This is a genomic window from Microbacterium sp. LWH7-1.2, assembly GCF_038397755.1.
Lineage (GTDB): Bacteria > Actinomycetota > Actinomycetes > Actinomycetales > Microbacteriaceae > Microbacterium.
In genome coordinates this window covers 4,322,654-4,342,678 of the sequence record NZ_CP151637.1, presented here as the reverse complement: position 1 = coordinate 4,342,678, position 20,025 = coordinate 4,322,654, and the positions used below count along the sequence as shown (strand labels likewise).

Genomic DNA, 20,025 nt, shown 5'->3' with positions numbered 1-20,025 from the left:
CGAGCGCACGTCAGGACAGCAGGGCGATCAGCTGGGCCTTGGTGAGCCGCGAGTAGCCGGTCCTGCCCGTGGCACGCGCGCGCTCGCGCAGCTGCGCGACGGTGAGCGTGTCCAGATCGGAGGAGGCGGATGCGGTGGCAGCCGCGGTCGGGGAGGTCCCCGGCTTCGGCGTGGCTTCTGCAGCGGCCGGCTCCGGCGCGGCGGTGGCGGCAGCATCCGTCTCGGCCTCACCGGACGTGAGCTCGGCCTCCAGCACGCGGTCGGCCTCGAGCGCCTCCTGCTCGGCCTTGGCGGCCGAGCGCTCTGCCTTGGCGGCCGCCTTCTTCAGCGCCTTGGCCTCTGCGGCATGCGCCTTGACCTCTTCGGCGGCTTTCGCAGCCTCGGCTGCGGCGCGCTCGGCCTCCGCGCGCAGGCGTGCCTTCTTCTCCGCCTTCGCGACGGCGACGCGGGTGGCCTTGCGCACCCGCTCTTCCGCGCGACGCGCCTTCTCCGCGACCTTGCGCGGGTTCTTGCGAATGGCCTTCTTCGACAGGTCCACGTCGTCGACCGTCTCGGCCGCGACCTCGCGCAACTTCTTGGCGCTCTTGCCCGGCAGGCTCTTCGCGACGCGTCGGGCTTTCTTCGCCGCCGACTCCGCGTCATCGATCGCGTCGAGCGCCTTACGCTGGGCCTTCGTGGTCTTGCTCATGCCAGGCACCTTAGCGGGCCCGCGTGAACGGCCGGCGGTCCGCGACGCGGAATTCCGGGGCCGCGCCGGTCCACGTGTCAATGCCCATGCGGGGATGTCGGCATCCCGTTCACCTTCCGTTCACCCGCACAGCCCAGACTCTTAAGAGTCCGAGCCTACGTTTCAGAACGAACCCCGCACCGGGTTCGAACCCGAAGGCCGTTTCGGCCTGTTTCCCTGACACGTGAAGGATTCACACAGTGAAGATCTCTCGCATCGCCCAGGTGGGCGCTGTCGCCGCAGTCGCGGCTCTCGCTCTCGCCGGCTGCGCCTCGAACGAGACCCCCGGCGGCGACACCACCGACGCGCCCGAGTCGACCCTGTCCGGCGAGATCGCGGGCGGCGGCTCGTCGGCGCAGGAGGTCGCGGTTCAGGCCTGGACCTCCGGCTTCCAGACGGCGAACCCCGACGTCACCATCAACTACGACCCGTCCGGCTCGGGCGCGGGCCGCGAGTCGTTCCAGGCGGGCGCCTTCCCGTTCGCGGGCTCCGACCGTGCTTTCAAGGTGGAGGAGATCGAGGCCGGCCCGTTCGACGCGTGCGTCGACGGCTCGGGCATCATCGAGCTCCCCACCTACATCTCGCCGATCGCGATCATCTTCAACGTCGAGGGCGTGGACGCGCTGAACCTCGACGCCGCGACCGCCGCGGGCCTGTTCGCCGGCACCATCACGAACTGGAACGACCCGGCGATCGCCGCGCTCAACCCTGACGCGACGCTCCCCGACCTGGCCGTGACGCCCGTGCACCGTGCCGACGACTCGGGCACCACCGAGAACTTCACCGACTACCTCTTCCAGGCCGCCGGCGACGTCTGGACCAACGAGCCCGACGGCGTGTGGCCGCTCTCCAGCGGCGAGGCCGCCCAGGGCACCTCGGGTGTCGTCTCGGCCGTCGCGGGCGGCAACGGCACCATCGGCTACGCCGACGCGTCGCGCGCCGCCGAAGAGGGCCTGTCGACCGCCGCCATCCAGGTCGGCGACGAGTTCGTCGAGTACTCGCCCGAGGCCGCCGCCGCGATCGTCGACGAGTCGCCGTTCGAGCAGGGCCGTGGCGAGGGCGACCTCGCGATCGAGCTCGACCGCACCTCGGACGCCGCTGGCGTGTACCCGATCGTCCTCGTCAGCTACATGATCGCGTGCCAGGAGTACGCCGACGCGGCCGTCGCGCCGATCGTCAAGGGCTACCTCCAGTACGTGGCCAGCGCCGAGGGCCAGGACGCGGCCGCCGCCGCGGCCGGCAACGCGCCGATCTCCGACACGCTCCGCGAGCAGGTCAACGCCGCGATCGACCTGATCGTCGCCGAGTAGGACCCCGATTCCCGGCCCGGTCGTCGCACGACCGGGCCGGGAATCCCCCCGAGACCCGAATCCAGAAGGACACCATGACCACGACGACCGCCCCTGAGTGGGGCAAGGTCAAGCAGCGGCCAGGCGACCGCTGGTTCTCGGGAACCGCGCTCGGCGCCGGCGTGATGATCCTCGTCACGCTCGCCGCCGTCGCGATCTTCCTCATCGTCCAGTCGATCCCGGGCCTCACCGCCACCAGCGAAGACGCCAGCCTTCTCAGCGGGAACTTCTGGGAGTACGTCTGGCCGCTGGCTTTCGGCACCGTCTGGGCGTCGTTCCTTGCGCTCCTCATGGCGGTGCCGCTCGCGGTGTCGGTCGCCCTCTTCATCTCGCACTACGCGCCGCGCCGCCTCGCGCAGAGTCTCGGCTACATCGTCGACCTGCTGGCTGCGGTGCCGTCCGTCGTCTTCGGCCTGTGGGGCATCATCGTGCTGGCGCCCGCCGTCCAACCCGTCTACGCGTGGCTCAACGCCAACATGGGCTGGTTCCCCCTCTTCGGCGGCACGGTCTCGAGCACCGGCCGCACCATCTTCACCGCCGCGATCGTGCTGGCGGTGATGATCGTCCCCATCATCACCGCGATCTGCCGCGAGATCTTCCTGCAGACCCCGGTCCTCCACGAGGAGGCCGCTCTCGCACTCGGAGCCACCCGGTGGGAGATGATCCGCATGGCGGTCTTCCCCTTCGGTCGCAGCGGCATCGTGTCCGCATCCATGCTGGGGCTCGGCCGTGCGCTCGGCGAGACGATGGCGGTTGCCATGGTGCTGTCCGCCACGGGCGTCGTCACCTTCCAGCTCTTCACGTCGGAGAACCCGAGCACGATCCCCGCGAACATCGCGCTGACGTTCCCCGAGGCGTACGGCACCAACATCAACGTGCTGATCGCGACCGGCCTCATCCTCTTCATCGTCACCTTCGCGGTCAACGCCATCGCCCGATGGATCGTCAGCCGCCGCAAGGAATTCTCGGGAGCGAACTGACATGACCGTGACGACCGCTCCTCCTCAGCCTCCACAGACGGAGGCACCGGTGCGCGAGACGCGCCGGCTCACCAGCGGACACCTGCCCGCGTGGGCGCCCTGGGCCATCCTCGTCGGCAGCCTTGCCGTGAGCGCTCTGCTGTTCGGCGTGCTCGCGATGGGCTCGGGCGAAGCCTTCAGTCTCGCCGGCTGGGCCGTCGTGGCCGGGCTGGCATATCTCGTGCTCATCACGACCGCGTCCTCCATCGTCGAGGGCCGCCGCAAGGGCGTCGACCGCCTCGTGACCGGTCTGGTGACGATCGCGTTCCTGATCGCGATGGTCCCGCTCGTCTCCGTCGCTTTCACCGTCGTCGTCAACGGCGTCGCGGGCTTGTCCGCCGAGTTCTTCACCTCCTCGATGCGCAACGTCGTCGGCGAGGGAGGCGGTGCGCTCCACGCGATCGTCGGCACCCTCCTCATCACGCTTGCCGCCGCGATCATCTCGATCCCGATCGGCATCTTCACCGCGATCTACCTGATCGAATACGGCGCCGGCAACCGGCTCGCGCGGGGCATCACCTTCCTCGTGGACGTCATGACCGGCATCCCGTCGATCGTCGCGGGTCTGTTCGCTTACGCCGTCTTCGCGCTGTTCTTCGGTCCGGGCATCCGCATGGGCATCATGGGCTCGATCGCGCTGTCGGTGCTGATGATCCCGGTCGTCGTGCGCTCCACCGAAGAGATGCTGCGGCTCGTGCCGAACGAGCTGCGCGAGGCGTCGTATGCGCTCGGCGTGCCGAAATGGCGCACGATCGCGAAGGTCGTGCTGCCCACATCGGTAGCCGGCATCACCACCGGGGTCATGCTCTCGATCTCGCGCGTGATCGGCGAGACCGCGCCACTGCTGCTCACCGCCGGCGTCGCGACCTCCATGAACTACAACCTCTTCGAGGGCCGCATGATGACGCTCCCCGTGTTCGTCTACACGCAGTACATGAACGCGGGCATCCCGGTCGAGGCGTACCACAACCGGGCGTGGGCGGCGGCCCTCGTCCTCATCGTCATCGTGATGCTCCTCAACCTGATCGCGCGCATCGTCGCGAAGGTCTTCTCGCCGAAGCTCGGCCGCTGAGCGTCCTCACCCGAAAGAACTGACAGGAATCATGTCCAAGAGCATCGAAGTCAACGACCTCAACGTCTACTACGGCGATTTCCTGGCCGTCGAGGGCGTCTCGCTCAACATCGAGCCGCGGAGCGTCACCGCGTTCATCGGACCCTCGGGCTGCGGCAAGTCGACGTTCCTGCGCACCCTCAACCGCATGCACGAAGTCATCCCCGGCGCCCGCGTCGAGGGCGAGGTGCTGCTCGACGGCGACAACCTGTACGGCGCCAACGTCGACCCGGTGCTCGTGCGCCGTCAGGTCGGCATGGTCTTCCAGCGCCCCAACCCGTTCCCGACGATGTCGATCAAGGAGAACGTGCTGGCGGGCGTGAAGCTCAACAACAAGAAGATGTCGAAGTCCGATTCCGACGCGCTCGTCGAGAAGTCGCTGAAGGGCGCCAACCTCTGGAACGAGGTCAAGGACCGCCTCGACAAGCCGGGCTCGGGCCTGTCGGGCGGTCAGCAGCAGCGTCTGTGCATCGCGCGTGCCATCGCCGTGTCGCCGGAGGTCATCCTGATGGACGAGCCCTGCTCGGCCCTCGACCCGATCTCGACGTACGCCATCGAGGAGCTGATCGGCGAGCTGAAGAACGACTACACGGTCGTCATCGTCACGCACAACATGCAGCAGGCGTCGCGCGTGAGCGACAAGACGGCGTTCTTCAACATCGCCGGCACCGGCAAGCCGGGCAAGCTGATCGAGTACAACGAGACGAAGACCATCTTCACGACGCCCTCCGTCCAGGCCACCGAGGACTACGTCTCCGGCCGTTTCGGCTGATCCCGCACGCGCGGTGACCCGAAGCCCCTCGCCCCGCGTCGAGGGGCTTCGTCGTTCCGGTCGCCTCAGTCGCGGGGGCTCAGGAGATAACGGTTGAAGGATGCTGTGAGCTCGGCATCCACAGGAACCTCGGCGCCGTCGATCGCCGTGATCGGAGCGGCGAGCCGCACGCTGGACACCAGCCACGCGGCATCCGCTTGCCCCAGCGCGCTCGTCGGGAGGACCTCGTAGCGGGTCTCGTGCCCGTGCTCTTCGAGGTGGGCGAACAGGCTCAGCTGCGTCGTGCCGTGGAGGATGCCGCCGTTGGGCGCCGGCGTGACGAACCGCCCGCCGATACGGAGGATGAGCGATGCCGTCGGGGCCTCGAGCACGAAGCCGTCGGAGGTGACGAAGATCGCGTCGTCGGCGCCGCGACCCTTCGCCTCACGGATCGCGGCCATGTTGACGGCGTACGACAGGGTCTTGGCCCCCAGAAGCAGCCACGGTGCGCGCGCCGGGGTGTCGATGCCGTAGCCGCGGTCCAGCGTGACGACCCGGATGCCCCGCTCGCGTGCGGTCGAGTTGTCGGGGGCGGCCGTCGCCGTCACCCATGCGGTGGGCGCAGGGCCGTGCTCGACCCCTCGGCTCAGAATGAGCTTGATCACTCCCTCCCCTTCGCTCGGCGAGTGCCGGGCGGCGATCTCGACGGCCTGACGCCACTGCTCGAGGTTCGGGGCCGGGAGGTCGCAGATCCGCGCCGAGTGCGCGAGTCGCTCGAGGTGGGCTTCGGCCTCCTGCGCATGACCGTCGACGACGCCGATCGACTCGAAGATGCCGTCACCTCGCTGCGTGCTCAGCTCGCCGACGCTCAGCGCCGGGGCGGACGGGTCGATCACGCGGAACGAGTCGGAGAAGATCGGACGGGGGTCATCGGATGCCGCGGGCTCGATCACGAGCGCGAAACGCAAGGCCATGCCCCGAGCCTAGGCGTTCGGGAATGCCACGCTTCCCGACTCGGTTACACTGGATCGGCCGGGCCGCAGTAACCCCGGGCTCCAAAATTTGCCGCTTCGAGCGGCGCCGCGCCGAGAGGCGTTCTGCGGCCCGGCACTTTCATGCCCGGGTGAAATCCGGCGAGTCGCCATGAGCAGCCGCGTTCGCCGCAGAATTCTGGCGAGTCGCCAGAACATCGGCCCGCCGCCGCGGAACACGCTGTGGCGAGTCGCCAGGAAACACGTCCACGGCTGCCGGTCCTGGCGACTCGCCAGGATCGGACGCCGTGCCGGCCAGCGAGTGATCCGGCGCGCTCAGGTGAGGGCATCGCGGCGCCAGAGCGCCGCACACGCCGTGAGGTCGGCGGCGTAGTCCGACAGGCGGAGGGCGCGAGTGGTGAACGCCGACGCACGGTCGGGCTCGGTCGCCTCGTAGTCGTCGGCGACATGCGTCGCACCGGAGGCCTGCACGCGGCAGAACGCAGCCGCACGGTCGAGAGCCACGGCGAAGTCGCCCTCGAAGAGCCCCCGCAGGATGGTGTCGACCAGCGTGACGAGTTCGTCGGGCCCTGCGGGCGACGGCGCACCGGCCACCACGTCGTCGGCGGAGGCGAGTTCGGACCGCCCGCGCTCGTAGAGGAGCGCGGCCGTGCGCGGGTCATCGTGGATCATGAGCTGCACCAGGTACAGCCGCCACAGGGCGCCCGGAAGCGTCTTCGCGGGAGACCGCGACCACAGCTCGGCGAGGTCGTCGATACCGTGCTCATCGGTGAAGGTCACGAGCCGGTCCACGACGGTGCCGTCGGGGTCGGCCCGCACGCGTGCGAGCAGGGCGTGCGCGGTCGTGTGCGCGACGCGGGAGACCTCGGCCGGGTCCTCCGCGGAGAAGACGCGGTCGAAGAGCTCGGCCGGTCGGCGCACGGGCTTGTGGAACTCCCTGGACGAGTCGCTCATTCCAACCAGGCTACTCGCCGCCACGAGCACGGGCTCGCGCTGCATGGCGGTGACCCAGGGCAGGCACACGATTGCGCCCGTCTCAGACCTGGTTGATGCGGATGTGGTTGCCCGCCGGGTCGCGGAAGGCGGCGTCGCGCGGACCCCAGCCCTGCTCCTTGGGCTCCTGGAGCACCTCGGCGCCGAACTCGCGCAGCTTCTCGAACGTGGCGTCCAGGTCGGAGGTGGTGAAGACATAGGGTCCGGGGCCGGATCCCTTGACCACCAGGCGCTGCAGCGCGTCGCCGTCCTCCGGCGAGCGGCCCGCGGTCGGGTCCGACACGACGAGCGAGAGGCCGGGCTGGCCGGGGAATCCGAAGCTCACCCAGCGGTGACCGTCGTACGCGACGTCGTTCACGACCTCGAGGCCGAGTCCGTCGCGGTAGAAGGGGATGGCGGCGTCGACGTCGTCGACGGTGATGGGGCTGTACGCCAGGGCGATGTTCGTCATGGCTGCCACGCTACGGCGACCCCGCCCCGCGCGCTTCTCCGATCCTGCTCGGTTGCGGATCAGGCGTATCGCGTCGGGCGTGTGAGGATCTTCGCGACGCACAGCGGCATCGCCTCGGCGGCGTCGTGCGGGCGCGAACGGTACGAGCTCGGGGTCTCGCCGACGATCTCCGTGAACGTCGAGCTGAAGGAACCCAGGGAGGTCGCGCCGACCGCCGTGCAGGCATCCGTCACCGACATGCCCTCGCGCAGCAGCGCCATGGCGCGCTCGATGCGGCGGGTCATCAGATACGCGTACGGGCTCTCGCCGTACGCGGCCTTGAACTCTCGCGAGAAGTGCGCGGGCGACATGAGGGCCTTCGTCGCCATCGTGGGCACGTCGAGCGGCTGCGCGTAGTCGCGGTCCATGAGATCGCGCGCGCGGCGCAGGTGCGCGAGCGTCTGGGTCGTCTGTGCCGTCGGTGTTCTCTGGACGGATGCCACGGCCTCACGCTACCCGGATCGGCGGTGCCGCGTCGGCGTCAGGCGGTCGGGATCTCCACGATCGGGTCGGACGACGGCTCGCCCGTGGGCGAGCCGCCCTGGGGCTCGACCGTGACGGCGATCACGTCGCCCGGCTCCAGATCGCCCTCGAGCAGCGCCGTGGTCGTCCCGTCGGTCGCCTCGAACACCCCAGCGGGCACGGCGGCGCCGTCGCGCACGAACCAGAGTTCGAAGCTCTCGTCCTCAGCGATCTGCGGCAGCCCCTGCGAAACCATCACGACCTTGCCCACGGACTGGGACCAGTGCGCCGTCGCTGTGCCGCCGTCGGTGACCTCGGCCGTCGCCGACTGCGCGTCGGGGGCGTCCTCGATCTGCTGCAGTGCGACGACCTCCGCCGGCCGGTTCATGTACTCGTTGATCTGCACGGCCCCGAGGCCGAGGGCGACGAGCAGCACCATCGAGGCGGCGAGCGTCAGGATGCCGCGGGTCCACCGGCGCCGGGACACCGCCTGGATCACCGCCGTCGGCGGGGGCGGCTCGGCCGCGGGCCGGTCGTCGGATGGGTCGGGAGCGGGCGCCGGGGCGGGAGTCCAGCGGTCGACGGGCTCGGCGGTCGCGGCCACGGCGGCGTCCATTGCCGGCAGCTGCGGGGTCGTCGCCACACGCGAGAGCAGCGTGGAGCGGAGCGTCAGCGGAGGCAGGCCATCGGAGACGGTGTCGGCGAGCGCCGCGACGGTCGCAGCATCCGTGTCGATCCAGTGCTCCCATTCGGGGTGCTCCCGGCGGGCCGCGTCGAAGGTCGCGCGGTCCGCAGGCGAGAGCGCGTTCAGGGCAGCGCCGGCGGCGAGCTCGGCGAACTCCTGCTCGTCCATTACGCGCTCACCCCCATCTCTGCCCGGAGGCGCGACAGGCCGTCTCGCATCCTCGTCTTGATCGTCCCCAGCGGCGCTCCCACCAGGGTGGCGATCTCGCTCTGACTGTAACCCCCGTAGTACGCGAGGGTCAGGGCCTCCCGCTGGCCGTCGGGAAGGCCCGACAGCGCTGCGGCCACCTTCTCTGCCTCGATGCGCAGCTCGACCTGCTCCGAGACCCCGTCGTGGGCGACGTCGAGGTCGCGCAGTCCCGCGCGGACGTCCCGATCGCTCGACGCCTGCGACGACCTCACCCGGTCGACGGCCCGGCGGTGCGCGATCGTGAGAACCCACGATCGTCCCTGACCTCTGTTCGGAGCGAAGCGCGCAGCGGATTGCCACACCTCGAGGAAGACCTCCTGCAGCACCTCCTCGCTCTGCGCGCGGTCGACGAGCACGCGCAGGATCAGACCGAAGACGCGCGGGGACAGCAGATCGTAGAGGCGGGCGAACGCGACCTGGTCGCCGTCGGCGACGCGCGCAAGGAGCTGTGCGACGCGGTCGACGGGCTCGGTGCCGTCGTCCGGCACGTCGATCCCGTCGATCACCATGTCCACCAGCATGCCTTACGCACCTCCGACCGATCTGCCGTCGCCGTGTCTCTTGCACGCACTCGCGGATCCGTCAAGGCCTTATTGCACTTCGCGCACTCTGCCTAGGGTGAAATGAGCCCGATGCGGCGCCGGAGGGGTGCGAGCATCGGGCGGGAGGACACGTGACTGACCTGCTCGCGTCCGGAGAGCTCTCCACCGGCGAGCTCCTCGATGAGCGATACCTGCTGCGCGAACGCATCGGCGAAGGCGGCATGGCACGCGTGTACCGCGCGGACGACACCCACCTCCAGCGTTCGGTCGCCGTGAAGGTGTTCCGTGAGCCGACGGACGGCATCGGCTCCGTCGAGCGTGCGCTGTCGGAGACGACACTCCTCGCGTCTCTCAGCCATCACTCGCTGGTCACCGTGTTCGACGCCCGGGTCGGCACGGATGAGGTCAGCTACCTGGTGATGGAGCACGTCGACGGCATCACGCTGCGCGACCTGATCGCGCGTGGGCCGGTGGACCCGCGAGTCGTCGCGTCGATCGCGATCGACATCGCCGAGGGACTGCACGTCGCGCACGACCACGGGGTCGTTCACCGTGACATCAAGCCCTCGAACGTCCTGCTGTGGGCCTCGCCTCGGCCGGGGTGGGAGTGGCGCGCGAAGCTGGCGGACTTCGGCATCGCGTACCTCATGGACTCCGCCCGCGCCCGCGTGACGACGCCCGGCGTCATCGTCGGCACCATGGCCTACGTCGCGCCCGAGCAGGCGCGCGGCGTCGCCCCGGCACCGCCGGCGGACATCTACGCCTTCGGCCTCCTCCTGATCGAGGCACTCACCGGCGAACGGCCGTTCGGCGAGGCCGAGGGCATCGGAACCGTCATGGCACGGCTGGCGTCGGCGCCCGAGATCCCCGAGTCGCTGCATCCGTCCTGGCAGGGCCTTCTGCGCGGCATGACGGCGATCCGCCCCGACGACCGGCCGACCGCGCTCGAGGTGGTGGCGGCGGCGTCGCGACTTGCAGCGATGGAGAACACCATCGCGCGCGAGAAGGCCGACCCCTCGACGGCTCCGGTTGCGGCTCCGGTTGCGACCCCGGTCACCGCGCCCACGCAGGTCTTCTCCCCGGCCCTGCCGACGAAGGCCCCACAGGGCGAGCGCGGAGCCCTTCGCCGCGACGCCCGCCTGGCGGCCCACGCTCTGGGAGCCTCTGCGCCGACGGACACCGGTGCACTTCTTGTGCCGTCGGAACCGGACGAGCCGGTTCGGCCCTCCCGCCGTGCGCTGATGATCGGGATCGTCGTGGCGGCGCTCCTCGCCGTCGGGCTTGCTCTCGGGACCCTGTGGCTCTCCAACGTCTGGTCCGCGGAACCGGACCCTGCGCCGACGTCACCGGCGGTGGAGGAGCAGGATTCGCCCGCGCCGTCGGAGGAGGCACCGGCCGAGGAGGCACCGGTCACCGTGCCCGCCGAGCAGGCGCCCTCGGACGACGCGCCGCCGGCGGACACCGGCACGGGTGGGAGCGAGAACAGCGGTCCCGGCAACAACAACGGCAACGGGAACGGCCCCGGAAGCAACAGCGGCAAAGGCAACGGCAACGGCAACCGCTGACCCCTTGGGCCGGCGGGACGCCAGACGGACAGTAGGCTGGATGGTGAGGGCCTCTAGCTCAGTCGGTAGAGCATCGGACTTTTAATCCGCGGGTCGTGGGTTCGAGCCCCACGGGGCCCACCTCGTCACCCGGCGTGATCGCCGGGGAAACGGCATCCCACCCCTCTGGTGCACCCTGCGGACCTTTCGCTAGGGTCCGAGGCATGACGCCCCAGATCGGTGTGGACGGTGCGGCTTCCGATGCTCTGCTGGCTGCGGGGCGGTTCTTCACGAGGTGGGACGAGACCGCCGATCACCGCGCGGCGTTCCTCGAGGGCGGGCGCGAGGGCGACGCGTTCTACCGGGACAGGTGGAGCCACGACAAGGTCGTGCGGTCGACGCATGGCGTGAACTGTACGGGCTCCTGTTCGTGGAAGGTGTACGTCAAGGACGGCATCATCACGTGGGAGGCGCAGGAGACCGACTACCCGAGCGTCGGACCCGACCGTCCCGAGTACGAGCCCCGCGGGTGCCCCCGCGGGGCTGCTTTTTCGTGGTACACCTACTCACCCACCCGGGTGCGCTACCCATACGTGCGCGGCGTCCTTCTGGAGGAGTACCGAGCCGCGAAGGCGCGCGGGAACGACCCGGTCGAGGCGTTCGGCGAGATCACGAAGAATCCGGAGACCCGCCGCCGCTACCAGCAGGCACGCGGCAAAGGCGGGCTCGTGCGCGCGTCGTGGCGGGAGGCGGTCGAGCTCGTCGCCGCCGGCTACGTCCACACCATCAAGGAGTACGGCCCCGACCGCGTCGCCGGCTTCTCGCCGATCCCGGCCATGTCGATGGTCTCGCACTGCATCGGCACGCGATTCACGCAGCTCGTCGGCGGCGTGATGACGTCGTTCTACGACTGGTACGCCGACCTCCCCGTCGCGAGCCCGCAGGTGTTCGGCGACCAGACCGACGTGCCGGAGTCCGGGGACTGGTGGGACGCCACGTACCTCATGATGTGGGGCTCCAACGTGCCGGTCACCCGCACGCCCGACGCGCATTGGATGGCCGAGGTGCGCTACCGCGGCACGAAGGTCGTGACGGTGAGCCCCGACTACGCCGACAACACCAAGTTCGCCGACGAGTGGCTGCCGTGCCAGGCGGGCACCGATGCCGCCCTCGCGATGGCGATGGGGCACGTCGTGCTCAAAGAGAACTACGTCGACCGCCGCGTGCCCTTCTTCGCCGACTTCGCGAAGCAGTACACCGATCTTCCCCATCTCGTACGGCTCACGGAGCGCAACGGCGCGTTCGTGCCCGGCACGTTCCTCACGTCGAAGGACCTCGGTGGCACGACCCCCGAAGACCGGTGGAAGACGGTGGTGCTGGATGCTGCGACCGGCGGCCCGCGCGTGCCCCACGGGTCGATGGGCTTCCGGTACGCCGCGTCGGGCGAGGGCCGCTGGAACCTCGACCTCGAGGGCGTGGAGCCTGCCCTCTCGGTCGCCGACCTGTCCGCCGCGACCGGGGCAGCGGAGGCGGTCGAGGTGCTTCTCCCCCGCTTCGACTCCGCCGACGGGTCGGGGGATGTGCTCCGCCGAGGAGTCCCCGCAACGCGGGTGAACGGCATCCTGGTGACCACCGTCCTGGATCTGATGCTCGCGCAGTACGGGGTCGTCCGCGATGGGCTTCCCGGCGACTGGCCCACCGGGCTCGACGACGCCGACTCGCCCTACACCCCGGCGTGGCAGGAGGAGATCACCGGCGTGCCGGCGCAGGCCTGCACACGCATCGCGCGGGAGTTCGCAGCCAACGCGGTCGAGTCGAACGGGCGCTCGATGATCATCATGGGCGCCGGCATCTGCCAGTGGTTCCACGGAGACGCCACCTACCGGGCGATCCTCGCCCTCCTGATCCTCACGGGCTCGATGGGCCGCAACGGTGGCGGCTGGGCGCACTACGTCGGGCAGGAGAAATGCCGCCCGATCACCGGCTGGCTCTCGCTCGCGAACGCGCTGGACTGGTCCCGCCCGCCTCGCACGATGATCGGCACCGCCTACTGGTACATGCACACCGACCAGTGGCGCTTCGACGGCTACTCGGCCGACGCGCTGGCGTCGCCGCTCGCCGAGGGCAATCTCGCCGGCATGCACACGGCCGATACGATCGCCCAGTCCGCGCGGCTCGGCTGGATGCCGTTCTACCCGCAGTTCGACGTGAATCCGCTCGACCTGGCCGACGAGGCCGAGTCGGCGGTGGCGAACGGGGAGGCGGCGGATGCAGCATCCTTCGTCGCCTCGAAGCTCTCCTCCGGCGACCTGCAGCCCGCGATCGCCGACGTCGACGCGCCCGAGAACTGGCCGCGCCTGCTCACGCTGTGGCGGTCGAACCTCATGGGATCGAGCGCGAAGGGCAACGAGTACTTCCTCAAGTACCTGCTCGGCACGCACAGCAACGTCATGGCGACCGACGAGGCGAGCGCGCGTCCGAATGACGTGCGGTGGCACGACGAGATCCCCGAGGGCAAGCTCGACCTGCTGGTGTCGGCCGACTTCCGCATGACGTCGACGACGCTGCTGTCGGACGTCGTCTTCCCCGCAGCGACCTGGTACGAGAAGCACGACCTGTCGTCGACCGACATGCACCCGTTCGTGCACGCGTTCACCCCGGCGATCGACCCGCCGTGGGAGGCGAAGAGCGACTTCGACCTGTTCCACGCCATCGCCGTGGAGTTCTCGGAGCAGGCGCGCACGCACCTCGGCACCCGGCGTGATCTGGTGTCGGTGCCGATGCAGCACGACACCCCCGGCGAGACGTCGCAGCCCGGAGGTGAGGTGCGCGACTGGGTGCGCGGCGACATCGCCGGCATCCCGGGCAGGACGATGCCGCAGTTCGCGGTCGTCGAGCGTGACTACACCGCGATCGCCGACAAGCTCGCCGCTGTCGGTCCACTGGCCGACAAGCTCGGCTTCACAATCAAGAACGTCACGTACGACGTCTCTCACGAGGTCGAGCGACTCGCCCGGAAGAACGGCCTGATGCTCGGCGGCGCGGGCGACGGCAGGCCGGCGATGGACACGGACGTCAAGATGGCCGAGGCGATCCTGGCGTTCTCGGGCACGACCAACGGTGAGCTCGCCGCTCAGGGCTTCCGCACCCTCGAGAAGCGGGTCGGCAAGCCTCTCGCCGACCTCGCGGAGGGCTCGGAGGAGAAGCGGATCACGTTCGCGATGACGCAGGCGGCACCGGTGCCGGTGATCACGTCGCCCGAGTGGTCGGGCTCGGAGACCGGCGGGCGCCGGTACGCGCCGTTCACGGTGAACATCGAGCGGTTGAAGCCCTTCCACACGCTCACCGGCCGCATGCACTTTTACCTCGATCACGCGTGGATGCGCGACCTCGGCGAGGCCCTGCCGATCTACCGCCCGCCGCTCGACATGCACCGGCTGTTCGGCGAGCCCAAGCTCGGTCCCGACGGTGCGCAGCAGGTCGTCGTGCGCTACCTCACCCCCCACTCCAAGTGGTCGATCCACTCCGAGTACCAGGACAACCTCTTCATGCTCTCGCTCTCGCGCGGCGGCCCCACCGTCTGGATGAGCCCCGCGGATGCCGCGGCGATCGGCGCCGCCGACAACGACTGGGTCGAGTGCGTGAACTCGAACGGCGTGCTCGTGGCGCGGGCCATCGTGTCGCACCGGATGCCGACCGGCGTCGTCTACGTGCACCACGCGCAGGAGCGCACGATCGACGTTCCCAAGTCCGAGGCGACGGGGCGGCGCGGCGGCATCCACAACTCCGTCACGAGGCTGCTCGTGAAACCCACCCATCTCATCGGCGGGTACGCGCAGCTGTCGTACACGTTCAACTACCTTGGCCCGACGGGGAACCAGCGCGACATGGTGGCGACGGTGCGTCGCCGTTCGCAGGAGGTGGTGTTCTGATGCGCGTGATGGCCCAGATGGGCATGGTGATGAACCTCGACAAGTGCATCGGATGCCACACCTGCTCCGTCACCTGCAAGCAGGCGTGGACGAACCGGGCGGGCACCGAGTACGTGTGGTTCAACAACGTCGAGACGCGCCCCGGCCAGGGCTACCCTCGCCGGTACGAGGACCAGGAGCAGTGGCGGGGCGGCTGGACCCTCAACAAGCGCGGGCGCCTGTCGCTGCGCACCGGCAGCCGCCTCAAGCGGCTCTTCACCATCTTCTCGTCGCCGGTGCAGCCCAAGCTCGCGGACTACTACGAGCCGTGGACCTACGACTACGAGACCCTGATCGACGCGCCGCTCGGCGACGACTTCCCCGTCGCCCGGCCAAAGTCGCTCATCACGGGGCAGGACACCAAGATCACGTGGTCGGCGAACTGGGACGACGACCTCGGCGGCGCCTCGGAGATGGGCCACCTCGATCCGATCGTCGAGAAGGTGCGGCGCGAGTCCGAGGACGCGATCAAGCTGCAGTTCGAGAAGACGTTCATGTTCTACCTGCCGCGGATCTGCGAGCACTGCCTCAATCCGTCGTGCATGGCGTCGTGCCCGTCGGGTGCGATCTACAAGCGCGCCGAGGACGGCATCGTGCTCGTCGACCAGGACCGTTGCCGAGGCTGGCGCCAGTGCATCACGGGCTGCCCGTACAAGAAGATCTACTTCAACCACAAGACCGGCAAGGCCGAGAAGTGCACGCTGTGCTACCCGCGCCTCGAGGTCGGCATCCCCACGGTGTGCTCCGAGACGTGCGTCGGGCGCCTGCGGTACCTGGGCCTGTTCCTGTACGACGCCGACCGCGTCACCGAGGCGGCATCCACCCCCGACGAGAGGGATCTCTACGAGGCGCAGCTCGGCCTCATGCTCGACCCGAACGACCCCGAGGTCATCGCGGCGGCCCGCGCGCAGGGCGACATCCCCGAGGACTGGATGGATGCTGCGCGCCGCTCCCCCGTCTACGCCCTGGCGAAGACGTACCGCGTCGCGCTGCCGCTGCACCCCGAGTACCGCACGATGCCGATGGTCTGGTACATCCCGCCCCTGTCGCCGATCGTCGACCTGCTGCGCGACCAGGGGCACGACTCCGAGGCGGCCGGCACCCTGTTCGGCGCGATCGAGGCGCTGCGCATCCCGGTCGAGTACCTGGCCGAGCTCTTCACCGCGGGCGACACCGACATCGTCACCGCCGTGCTGTGGCGGCTCGCCGCCATGCGGTCGTACCTCCGCGACATCACGCTCGACCGCGAGCGCGACGAGTCGATCCCCGAAGCGGTCGGCATGACCGGCGAGTCGATCTACGCGATGTATCGGCTCCTCGCGATCGCGAAGTACGAGGACCGCTACGTGATCCCCACCGCCCACTACGAGCGCGCTCACGAGCTCGAGGAGCTCGGCTGCTCGCTCGACTTCGACGGCGGACCCTACGGCAACGAGTCCGGCATGCTCGGCGAGGCGAGCGGCCGGGCCGCACCGGTGGCGGTCGAGACGTTCCACGCGCTCAAGGAGCGCCAGACCTCCGATGCCGCCGCGAGCGGTGAGTCGCTGCGCGGCCGCGTGAACCTCCTGAATTGGGACGGCAACGGCGCACCCCCCGGCCTGTTCCCTCCGATGGATGCGGCTCCGGATGCTGCGGCCGGAGGGTCGTCGTGAACGTCCGAGTGATCTACCAGGCGGCGTCGCTGTGCCTGAGCTACCCCGACGACGAGGTGCTCGGCTCGTCGTCGCTGATCGGCCAGGCTCTCAGCGAAGCGGCGCCGCGGGCCGCAGCATCCTTCGTCCCTCTGCTCGAATGGTGGGCGAGGACCCCGGCCGCCGAGGTGCAGACCGTGTACGTCGACACGTTCGACATGTCGCGGCGGCACGCGCTGTACCTCACCTACTGGACCGACGGCGACACACGCCGTCGCGGCGCGGTGCTCGCCGACCTCAAGCGCCGGTACCGCGAGGCCGGTCTCGCGATCGAAGGCACGGGCGAGCTGCCCGACTTCCTGCCGCTCGTGCTCGAGTTCGCGCGGCACGCTCCGGGCGACGGCGCGACCCTGCTGCAGGAGTACCGGGCGAGCCTCGAGCTCATCCGCCTCGCGCTCGCCGAGCGCAGCTCGCCGTACGCCGGCGTCGTCGGCGCGGTATGCGACACGCTCCCCGGGCGCTCCCCCGCCGACCGCCAGCAGGCGATGGCGATGGCTGCCGCCGGTCCGCCCCGTGAGTCGGTCGGCCTCGACGCCCACGATCCGCGACTGCTGCCCCTCGAGCCGGTCGGGAGGCGGTGATGGAGCTCTTCCTCTGGGGCATCCTCCCGTACGTCATGGTCGCGGTGCTGGTCGGCGGCACGATCTGGCGCTACCGCTACGACCAGTTCGGCTGGACGACGCGCTCGTCGCAGCTGTACGAATCCCGCCTGCTGCGGATCGGCTCGCCGCTCTTCCACTTCGGCATCCTCGTCGTGATCATCGGACACGTCGTGGGACTCGTCATCCCGAAGGCGTGGACCGATGCGCTCGGGGTCTCGGAAGACATGTACCACCTCGCGGCGCTCGGGCTCGGCACCGTCGCCGGGTTCGCGACGCTCGTCGGAGTCGGCATCCTGATCTACCGTCGGCGCACGACCGGGCCCGTCTTCATGGCGACGACCAAGAACGACAAGACCATGTACGTGGTGCTGGTGGCCGCGATCGTCGCGGGACTCGCGACGACGGTGCTGAGCGTGATCGGTCCGCCGCATGAGCTCACCTACCGCGAGACCGTCGCGCCCTGGTTCCGGTCGCTGTTCGTCTTCCAGCCGGACATCGTCGCGATGAGCGAGGCGTCCCTCGACTTCCAGATCCACACCGTCATCGGCATGGTGCTCTTCATGATCTGGCCGTTCACGCGACTGGTCCACGCCTTCACCGCGCCCGTGCACTATCTGTTCCGCCCGTACATCGTCTACCGCTCACGCGACGGGCGGCCGACCACGGCGCGCGGCATCCGCCGCGGCTGGGCGCCTGTGGGCACCAGCGACCGCACCCCCGACCGTCGGGCGACCACCACGCGCAAGACAGGAGGGGCACGACGATGACGACGGATGCTGCAGCCACGGCTCCGACCGGGACACGGGAGTTGCCGGGCCGCACCAGGAACCTCCTGCTCGCGCTGCTCGCCTTCACCATCACCTTCTGGGCATGGAACCTGGTCGCGCCGCTCGCGGTGCAGTACACCGCGGAGATGGGGCTGACCTCGACCGAGACCTCGCTCCTGATCGCGACCCCGGTGCTGGTCGGGTCGCTGGGCCGCATCCTGACCGGTGCCTTCACCGATCGCTACGGCGGTCGCCTCATGTTCACGATCCTGACCGCGGCCTCGGCCGTGCCTGTCGTGCTCGTCGCGCTGGCGGGAGTGTGGGGGTCGTTCGCGCTCATGATCGCGTTCGGGTTCCTGCTCGGGATCGCCGGCACGACGTTCGCGATCGGCATCCCGTTCGTCAACGCCTGGTATGAGCCGGCGAAGCGCGGCTTCGCCACGGGCCTGTTCGGCGCCGGCATGGGCGGCACCGCGCTGTCGTCGTTCTTCACTCCCCGCATGGTGGCGTGGTTCGGCTACGTCGCGACGCACCTCATCATCGCGGGCGCCTTGCTCGTGGTCGCGGTGATCGTGTGGCTCTTCATGCGCGATTCGCCCCTGTGGAAGCCGAACACCGCGCCCGTCATGCCGAAGCTCAAGGCGGCGTCTACGCTCGCCGTCACCTGGCAGATGGCATTCCTCTACGCGGTGACCTTCGGCGGTTTCGTCGCGTTCTCGACGTACCTGCCGACCTACCTCAAGGAGGTCTACGGATACGACCTCACCGACGCGGGAGCGCGCACCGCCGGCTTCGCAATCGCGGCGGTGATCGCCCGACCCGTCGGCGGGTGGCTGTCGGATCGCATCGGACCGGCGACCGTGCTCAGCATCTCGCTGGGCGGCGCCGCCGTGATGGCCGTGGTCATCGCGCTGCAGCCGCCGCCCGAGCTCGCCGCGGGAGCGTCGTTCGTGCTGATGGCGCTCTTCCTCGGCCTCGGCACGGGTGCGGTGTTCACGTGGGTCGCGCAGCGCGCCCCTGCCGAGCGGGTCGGCACGGTGACGGGCATCGTCGGCGCGGCCGGCGGACTCGGCGGGTACTTCCCGCCGCTCGTGATGGGCGCCACGTACAACGTCGAGGCGCACAGCTACACGATCGGGCTCAGCCTGCTGTGCCTGACCGCGCTCGTGGCGCTGGGCTTCGTGATCTTCCTGGCCCGGCGGGACCGGCGAGCAGCGGCGTGAGGCTGCGCGAACGACTGCTGCACTCGCTTGACGAGCGCCGGGCCGACCCCCCTCAGCGCGCGATCGACGCGGCGACGACCCAGGCGGCGACGCTGAGCACGAGCGCGATGAGCGGGTACCAGAACGCGCGGTGCTTCCGGGAGAGCGCCACGATTCCTGCGACCGCGCCGATCACGGCGAGGGCCAGCGGCAGGTAACCGCCCAGCACGATCGCGACGGTGTTGTCGTGGTTGCCGATCGCCCACACCAGCGAGACGAAGAAGAGCACCACCGCGGCGCCGACCGAGAACCCGATCAGCAGGAGCGTGGCCACCAGGTCGCCGATGCTCCGCTGCGCGGGCACCGCGGCGGTCACGAGCCGAGGCCGATCTCGTAGTGCACGAACCCGGTGTGGATCGCGACCCGGTCGTACAGCGCTCGCGCGGTGGCATTCGTCTCCTGCGTGAGCCAGTACACCTTCGCGGCGTCGTGCTCGCGCGCCCAGTCGGTCACGTGGGCGATGAGGGCGCGCCCCGCGCCGGTGCCTCGGGTGCCGGGGGCCACGAACAGGTCCTCGAGGTAGACATAGGGCGTCGCGGACCACGTGGCGGCGTGCGTCAGCCAGTGCACGAAGCCGACCGCGCGGCCGGTGTCGTCGACCGCGACCGCCCCGTGGATCGGGAACTGCGGGTCGAGGAGGCGGTTCCACGTGAGTTCGGTCTGCTCGTCCGAGACCTCGGACTCGTAGAACTCGATGTAGCCGCGCCACAGCGGACGCCAGGCGTCGCGGTCGGCCGGGGCGAGGGGTCGGATCTCGGTCACGACCCGAGGGTAGCGGGTCCGCCCTGTCGGACGAGGGCGGTGCGGGCGGTGCGTCG

General features: G+C 69.8%; 19 protein-coding genes and 1 tRNA gene. 11 read left to right on the top strand and 9 right to left on the bottom strand.

From position 1 onward, the window contains the following. Positions 1-10: 10 nt before the first annotated feature. Positions 11-688: a hypothetical protein gene (locus tag MRBLWH7_RS20165; protein ID WP_341997758.1), complete on the bottom strand. Its 678-nt coding sequence runs from the start codon at positions 686-688 to the stop codon at positions 11-13. Positions 689-927: 239 nt separating this feature from the next. On the opposite strand from MRBLWH7_RS20165, the gene pstS reads away from it, so the two are divergent. The 4 genes from pstS to pstB all read left to right on the top strand — a co-directional run bounded on the left by pstS (position 928) and on the right by pstB (position 4,978). Beyond that, positions 928-2,037, top strand: a complete 1,110-nt coding sequence (pstS, locus tag MRBLWH7_RS20160) for a phosphate ABC transporter substrate-binding protein PstS (RefSeq protein WP_341997757.1) — start codon at positions 928-930, stop codon at positions 2,035-2,037. 74 nt (positions 2,038-2,111) lie between these two features. Next, entirely contained in the window at positions 2,112-3,056 is a 945-nt protein-coding gene (gene pstC / locus MRBLWH7_RS20155) for a phosphate ABC transporter permease subunit PstC (protein ID WP_341997755.1), read from the top strand. A gap of 1 nt (position 3,057) precedes the next feature. Further along, entirely contained in the window at positions 3,058-4,167 is a 1,110-nt protein-coding gene (gene pstA, locus MRBLWH7_RS20150) for a phosphate ABC transporter permease PstA (RefSeq protein WP_341997753.1), read from the top strand. 31 nt (positions 4,168-4,198) lie between these two features. After that, positions 4,199-4,978 (top strand): phosphate ABC transporter ATP-binding protein PstB, encoded by a 780-nt coding sequence (gene pstB, locus MRBLWH7_RS20145; protein ID WP_341997751.1) that lies wholly within the window; start codon positions 4,199-4,201, stop codon positions 4,976-4,978. A gap of 65 nt (positions 4,979-5,043) precedes the next feature. Here the strand turns inward: pstB and MRBLWH7_RS20140 are convergent, their stop codons facing one another. From MRBLWH7_RS20140 to sigK, 6 genes are all read right to left on the bottom strand, one after another. Continuing rightward, positions 5,044-5,931 (bottom strand): aminodeoxychorismate lyase, encoded by an 888-nt coding sequence (locus MRBLWH7_RS20140; protein WP_341997749.1) that lies wholly within the window; start codon positions 5,929-5,931, stop codon positions 5,044-5,046. A gap of 333 nt (positions 5,932-6,264) precedes the next feature. Beyond that, complete coding sequence (locus tag MRBLWH7_RS20135; protein WP_341997746.1) at positions 6,265-6,903, bottom strand: DNA-directed RNA polymerase subunit beta; 639 nt, start codon at positions 6,901-6,903, stop codon at positions 6,265-6,267. Between the two features lie 82 nt (positions 6,904-6,985). Beyond that, complete coding sequence (locus tag MRBLWH7_RS20130; RefSeq protein WP_341997744.1) at positions 6,986-7,393, bottom strand: VOC family protein; 408 nt, start codon at positions 7,391-7,393, stop codon at positions 6,986-6,988. A gap of 59 nt (positions 7,394-7,452) precedes the next feature. After that, on the bottom strand, positions 7,453-7,800 hold the full coding sequence (locus MRBLWH7_RS20125) for a helix-turn-helix transcriptional regulator (RefSeq protein ID WP_342002146.1): 348 nt from the start codon (positions 7,798-7,800) through the stop codon (positions 7,453-7,455). Positions 7,801-7,913: 113 nt separating this feature from the next. Further along, positions 7,914-8,747 carry an anti-sigma factor gene (locus tag MRBLWH7_RS20120; protein ID WP_341997742.1) on the bottom strand — a complete coding sequence of 278 codons (834 nt, stop codon included), beginning with the start codon at positions 8,745-8,747 and terminating at the stop codon, positions 7,914-7,916. Continuing rightward, the gene (gene sigK / locus MRBLWH7_RS20115) at positions 8,747-9,349 is read right to left on the bottom strand and encodes an ECF RNA polymerase sigma factor SigK (protein WP_341997740.1); all 603 of its coding nucleotides are present in this window, start codon (positions 9,347-9,349) and stop codon (positions 8,747-8,749) included. The genes MRBLWH7_RS20120 and sigK overlap by 1 nt, the downstream gene beginning before the upstream one ends. Before the next feature lie 152 nt (positions 9,350-9,501). Here sigK and MRBLWH7_RS20110 point away from each other — a divergent pair, with 152 nt between their 5' ends. The 7 genes from MRBLWH7_RS20110 to MRBLWH7_RS20080 all read left to right on the top strand — a co-directional run bounded on the left by MRBLWH7_RS20110 (position 9,502) and on the right by MRBLWH7_RS20080 (position 19,168). Beyond that, the gene (locus MRBLWH7_RS20110) at positions 9,502-10,935 is read left to right on the top strand and encodes a protein kinase (RefSeq protein WP_341997737.1); all 1,434 of its coding nucleotides are present in this window, start codon (positions 9,502-9,504) and stop codon (positions 10,933-10,935) included. 47 nt (positions 10,936-10,982) lie between these two features. After that, positions 10,983-11,055, top strand: a tRNA-Lys gene (locus MRBLWH7_RS20105). 83 nt (positions 11,056-11,138) lie between these two features. Beyond that, positions 11,139-14,846: a nitrate reductase subunit alpha gene (locus MRBLWH7_RS20100; protein WP_341997735.1), complete on the top strand. Its 3,708-nt coding sequence runs from the start codon at positions 11,139-11,141 to the stop codon at positions 14,844-14,846. Continuing rightward, positions 14,846-16,537, top strand: coding sequence for a nitrate reductase subunit beta (gene narH / locus MRBLWH7_RS20095; protein ID WP_341997733.1), 1,692 nt, complete (start codon positions 14,846-14,848; stop codon positions 16,535-16,537). The genes MRBLWH7_RS20100 and narH overlap by 1 nt, the downstream gene beginning before the upstream one ends. Then, the gene (narJ, locus tag MRBLWH7_RS20090) at positions 16,534-17,157 is read left to right on the top strand and encodes a nitrate reductase molybdenum cofactor assembly chaperone (RefSeq protein ID WP_341997730.1); all 624 of its coding nucleotides are present in this window, start codon (positions 16,534-16,536) and stop codon (positions 17,155-17,157) included. The genes narH and narJ overlap by 4 nt, the downstream gene beginning before the upstream one ends. Then, a complete protein-coding gene (gene narI / locus MRBLWH7_RS20085; protein WP_341997728.1) occupies positions 17,157-17,945 on the top strand; it encodes a respiratory nitrate reductase subunit gamma in 789 nt (262 codons plus the stop codon). The genes narJ and narI overlap by 1 nt, the downstream gene beginning before the upstream one ends. Continuing rightward, positions 17,942-19,168: a nitrate/nitrite transporter gene (locus MRBLWH7_RS20080; protein WP_341997726.1), complete on the top strand. Its 1,227-nt coding sequence runs from the start codon at positions 17,942-17,944 to the stop codon at positions 19,166-19,168. The genes narI and MRBLWH7_RS20080 overlap by 4 nt, the downstream gene beginning before the upstream one ends. Before the next feature lie 52 nt (positions 19,169-19,220). Here the strand turns inward: MRBLWH7_RS20080 and MRBLWH7_RS20075 are convergent, their stop codons facing one another. Together MRBLWH7_RS20075 and MRBLWH7_RS20070 are read right to left on the bottom strand one after the other, a co-directional pair. Then, positions 19,221-19,523, bottom strand: coding sequence for a hypothetical protein (locus tag MRBLWH7_RS20075; RefSeq protein ID WP_341997724.1), 303 nt, complete (start codon positions 19,521-19,523; stop codon positions 19,221-19,223). Then, positions 19,520-19,969: a GNAT family N-acetyltransferase gene (locus MRBLWH7_RS20070; protein ID WP_341997722.1), complete on the bottom strand. Its 450-nt coding sequence runs from the start codon at positions 19,967-19,969 to the stop codon at positions 19,520-19,522. The genes MRBLWH7_RS20075 and MRBLWH7_RS20070 overlap by 4 nt, the downstream gene beginning before the upstream one ends. Positions 19,970-20,025 lie beyond the last annotated feature (56 nt).

Bases quoted from the DNA above. Each gene is read 5' to 3' on its own strand.
- MRBLWH7_RS20165 (WP_341997758.1), bottom strand. From the start codon at position 688: ATGAGCAAGACCACGAAGGCCCAGCGTAAGGCGCTCGACGCGATCGAT.
- pstC (WP_341997755.1), top strand. From the start codon at position 2,112: ATGACCACGACGACCGCCCCTGAGTGGGGCAAGGTCAAGCAGCGGCCA.
- pstA (WP_341997753.1), top strand. From the start codon at position 3,058: ATGACCGTGACGACCGCTCCTCCTCAGCCTCCACAGACGGAGGCACCG.
- pstB (WP_341997751.1), top strand. From the start codon at position 4,199: ATGTCCAAGAGCATCGAAGTCAACGACCTCAACGTCTACTACGGCGAT.
- MRBLWH7_RS20140 (WP_341997749.1), bottom strand. From the start codon at position 5,931: ATGGCCTTGCGTTTCGCGCTCGTGATCGAGCCCGCGGCATCCGATGAC.
- MRBLWH7_RS20135 (WP_341997746.1), bottom strand. From the start codon at position 6,903: ATGAGCGACTCGTCCAGGGAGTTCCACAAGCCCGTGCGCCGACCGGCC.
- MRBLWH7_RS20130 (WP_341997744.1), bottom strand. From the start codon at position 7,393: ATGACGAACATCGCCCTGGCGTACAGCCCCATCACCGTCGACGACGTC.
- MRBLWH7_RS20125 (WP_342002146.1), bottom strand. From the start codon at position 7,800: ATGGACCGCGACTACGCGCAGCCGCTCGACGTGCCCACGATGGCGACG.
- MRBLWH7_RS20120 (WP_341997742.1), bottom strand. From the start codon at position 8,747: ATGGACGAGCAGGAGTTCGCCGAGCTCGCCGCCGGCGCTGCCCTGAAC.
- sigK (WP_341997740.1), bottom strand. From the start codon at position 9,349: ATGCTGGTGGACATGGTGATCGACGGGATCGACGTGCCGGACGACGGC.
- MRBLWH7_RS20100 (WP_341997735.1), top strand. From the start codon at position 11,139: ATGACGCCCCAGATCGGTGTGGACGGTGCGGCTTCCGATGCTCTGCTG.
- narH (WP_341997733.1), top strand. From the start codon at position 14,846: ATGCGCGTGATGGCCCAGATGGGCATGGTGATGAACCTCGACAAGTGC.
- narI (WP_341997728.1), top strand. From the start codon at position 17,157: ATGGAGCTCTTCCTCTGGGGCATCCTCCCGTACGTCATGGTCGCGGTG.
- MRBLWH7_RS20080 (WP_341997726.1), top strand. From the start codon at position 17,942: ATGACGACGGATGCTGCAGCCACGGCTCCGACCGGGACACGGGAGTTG.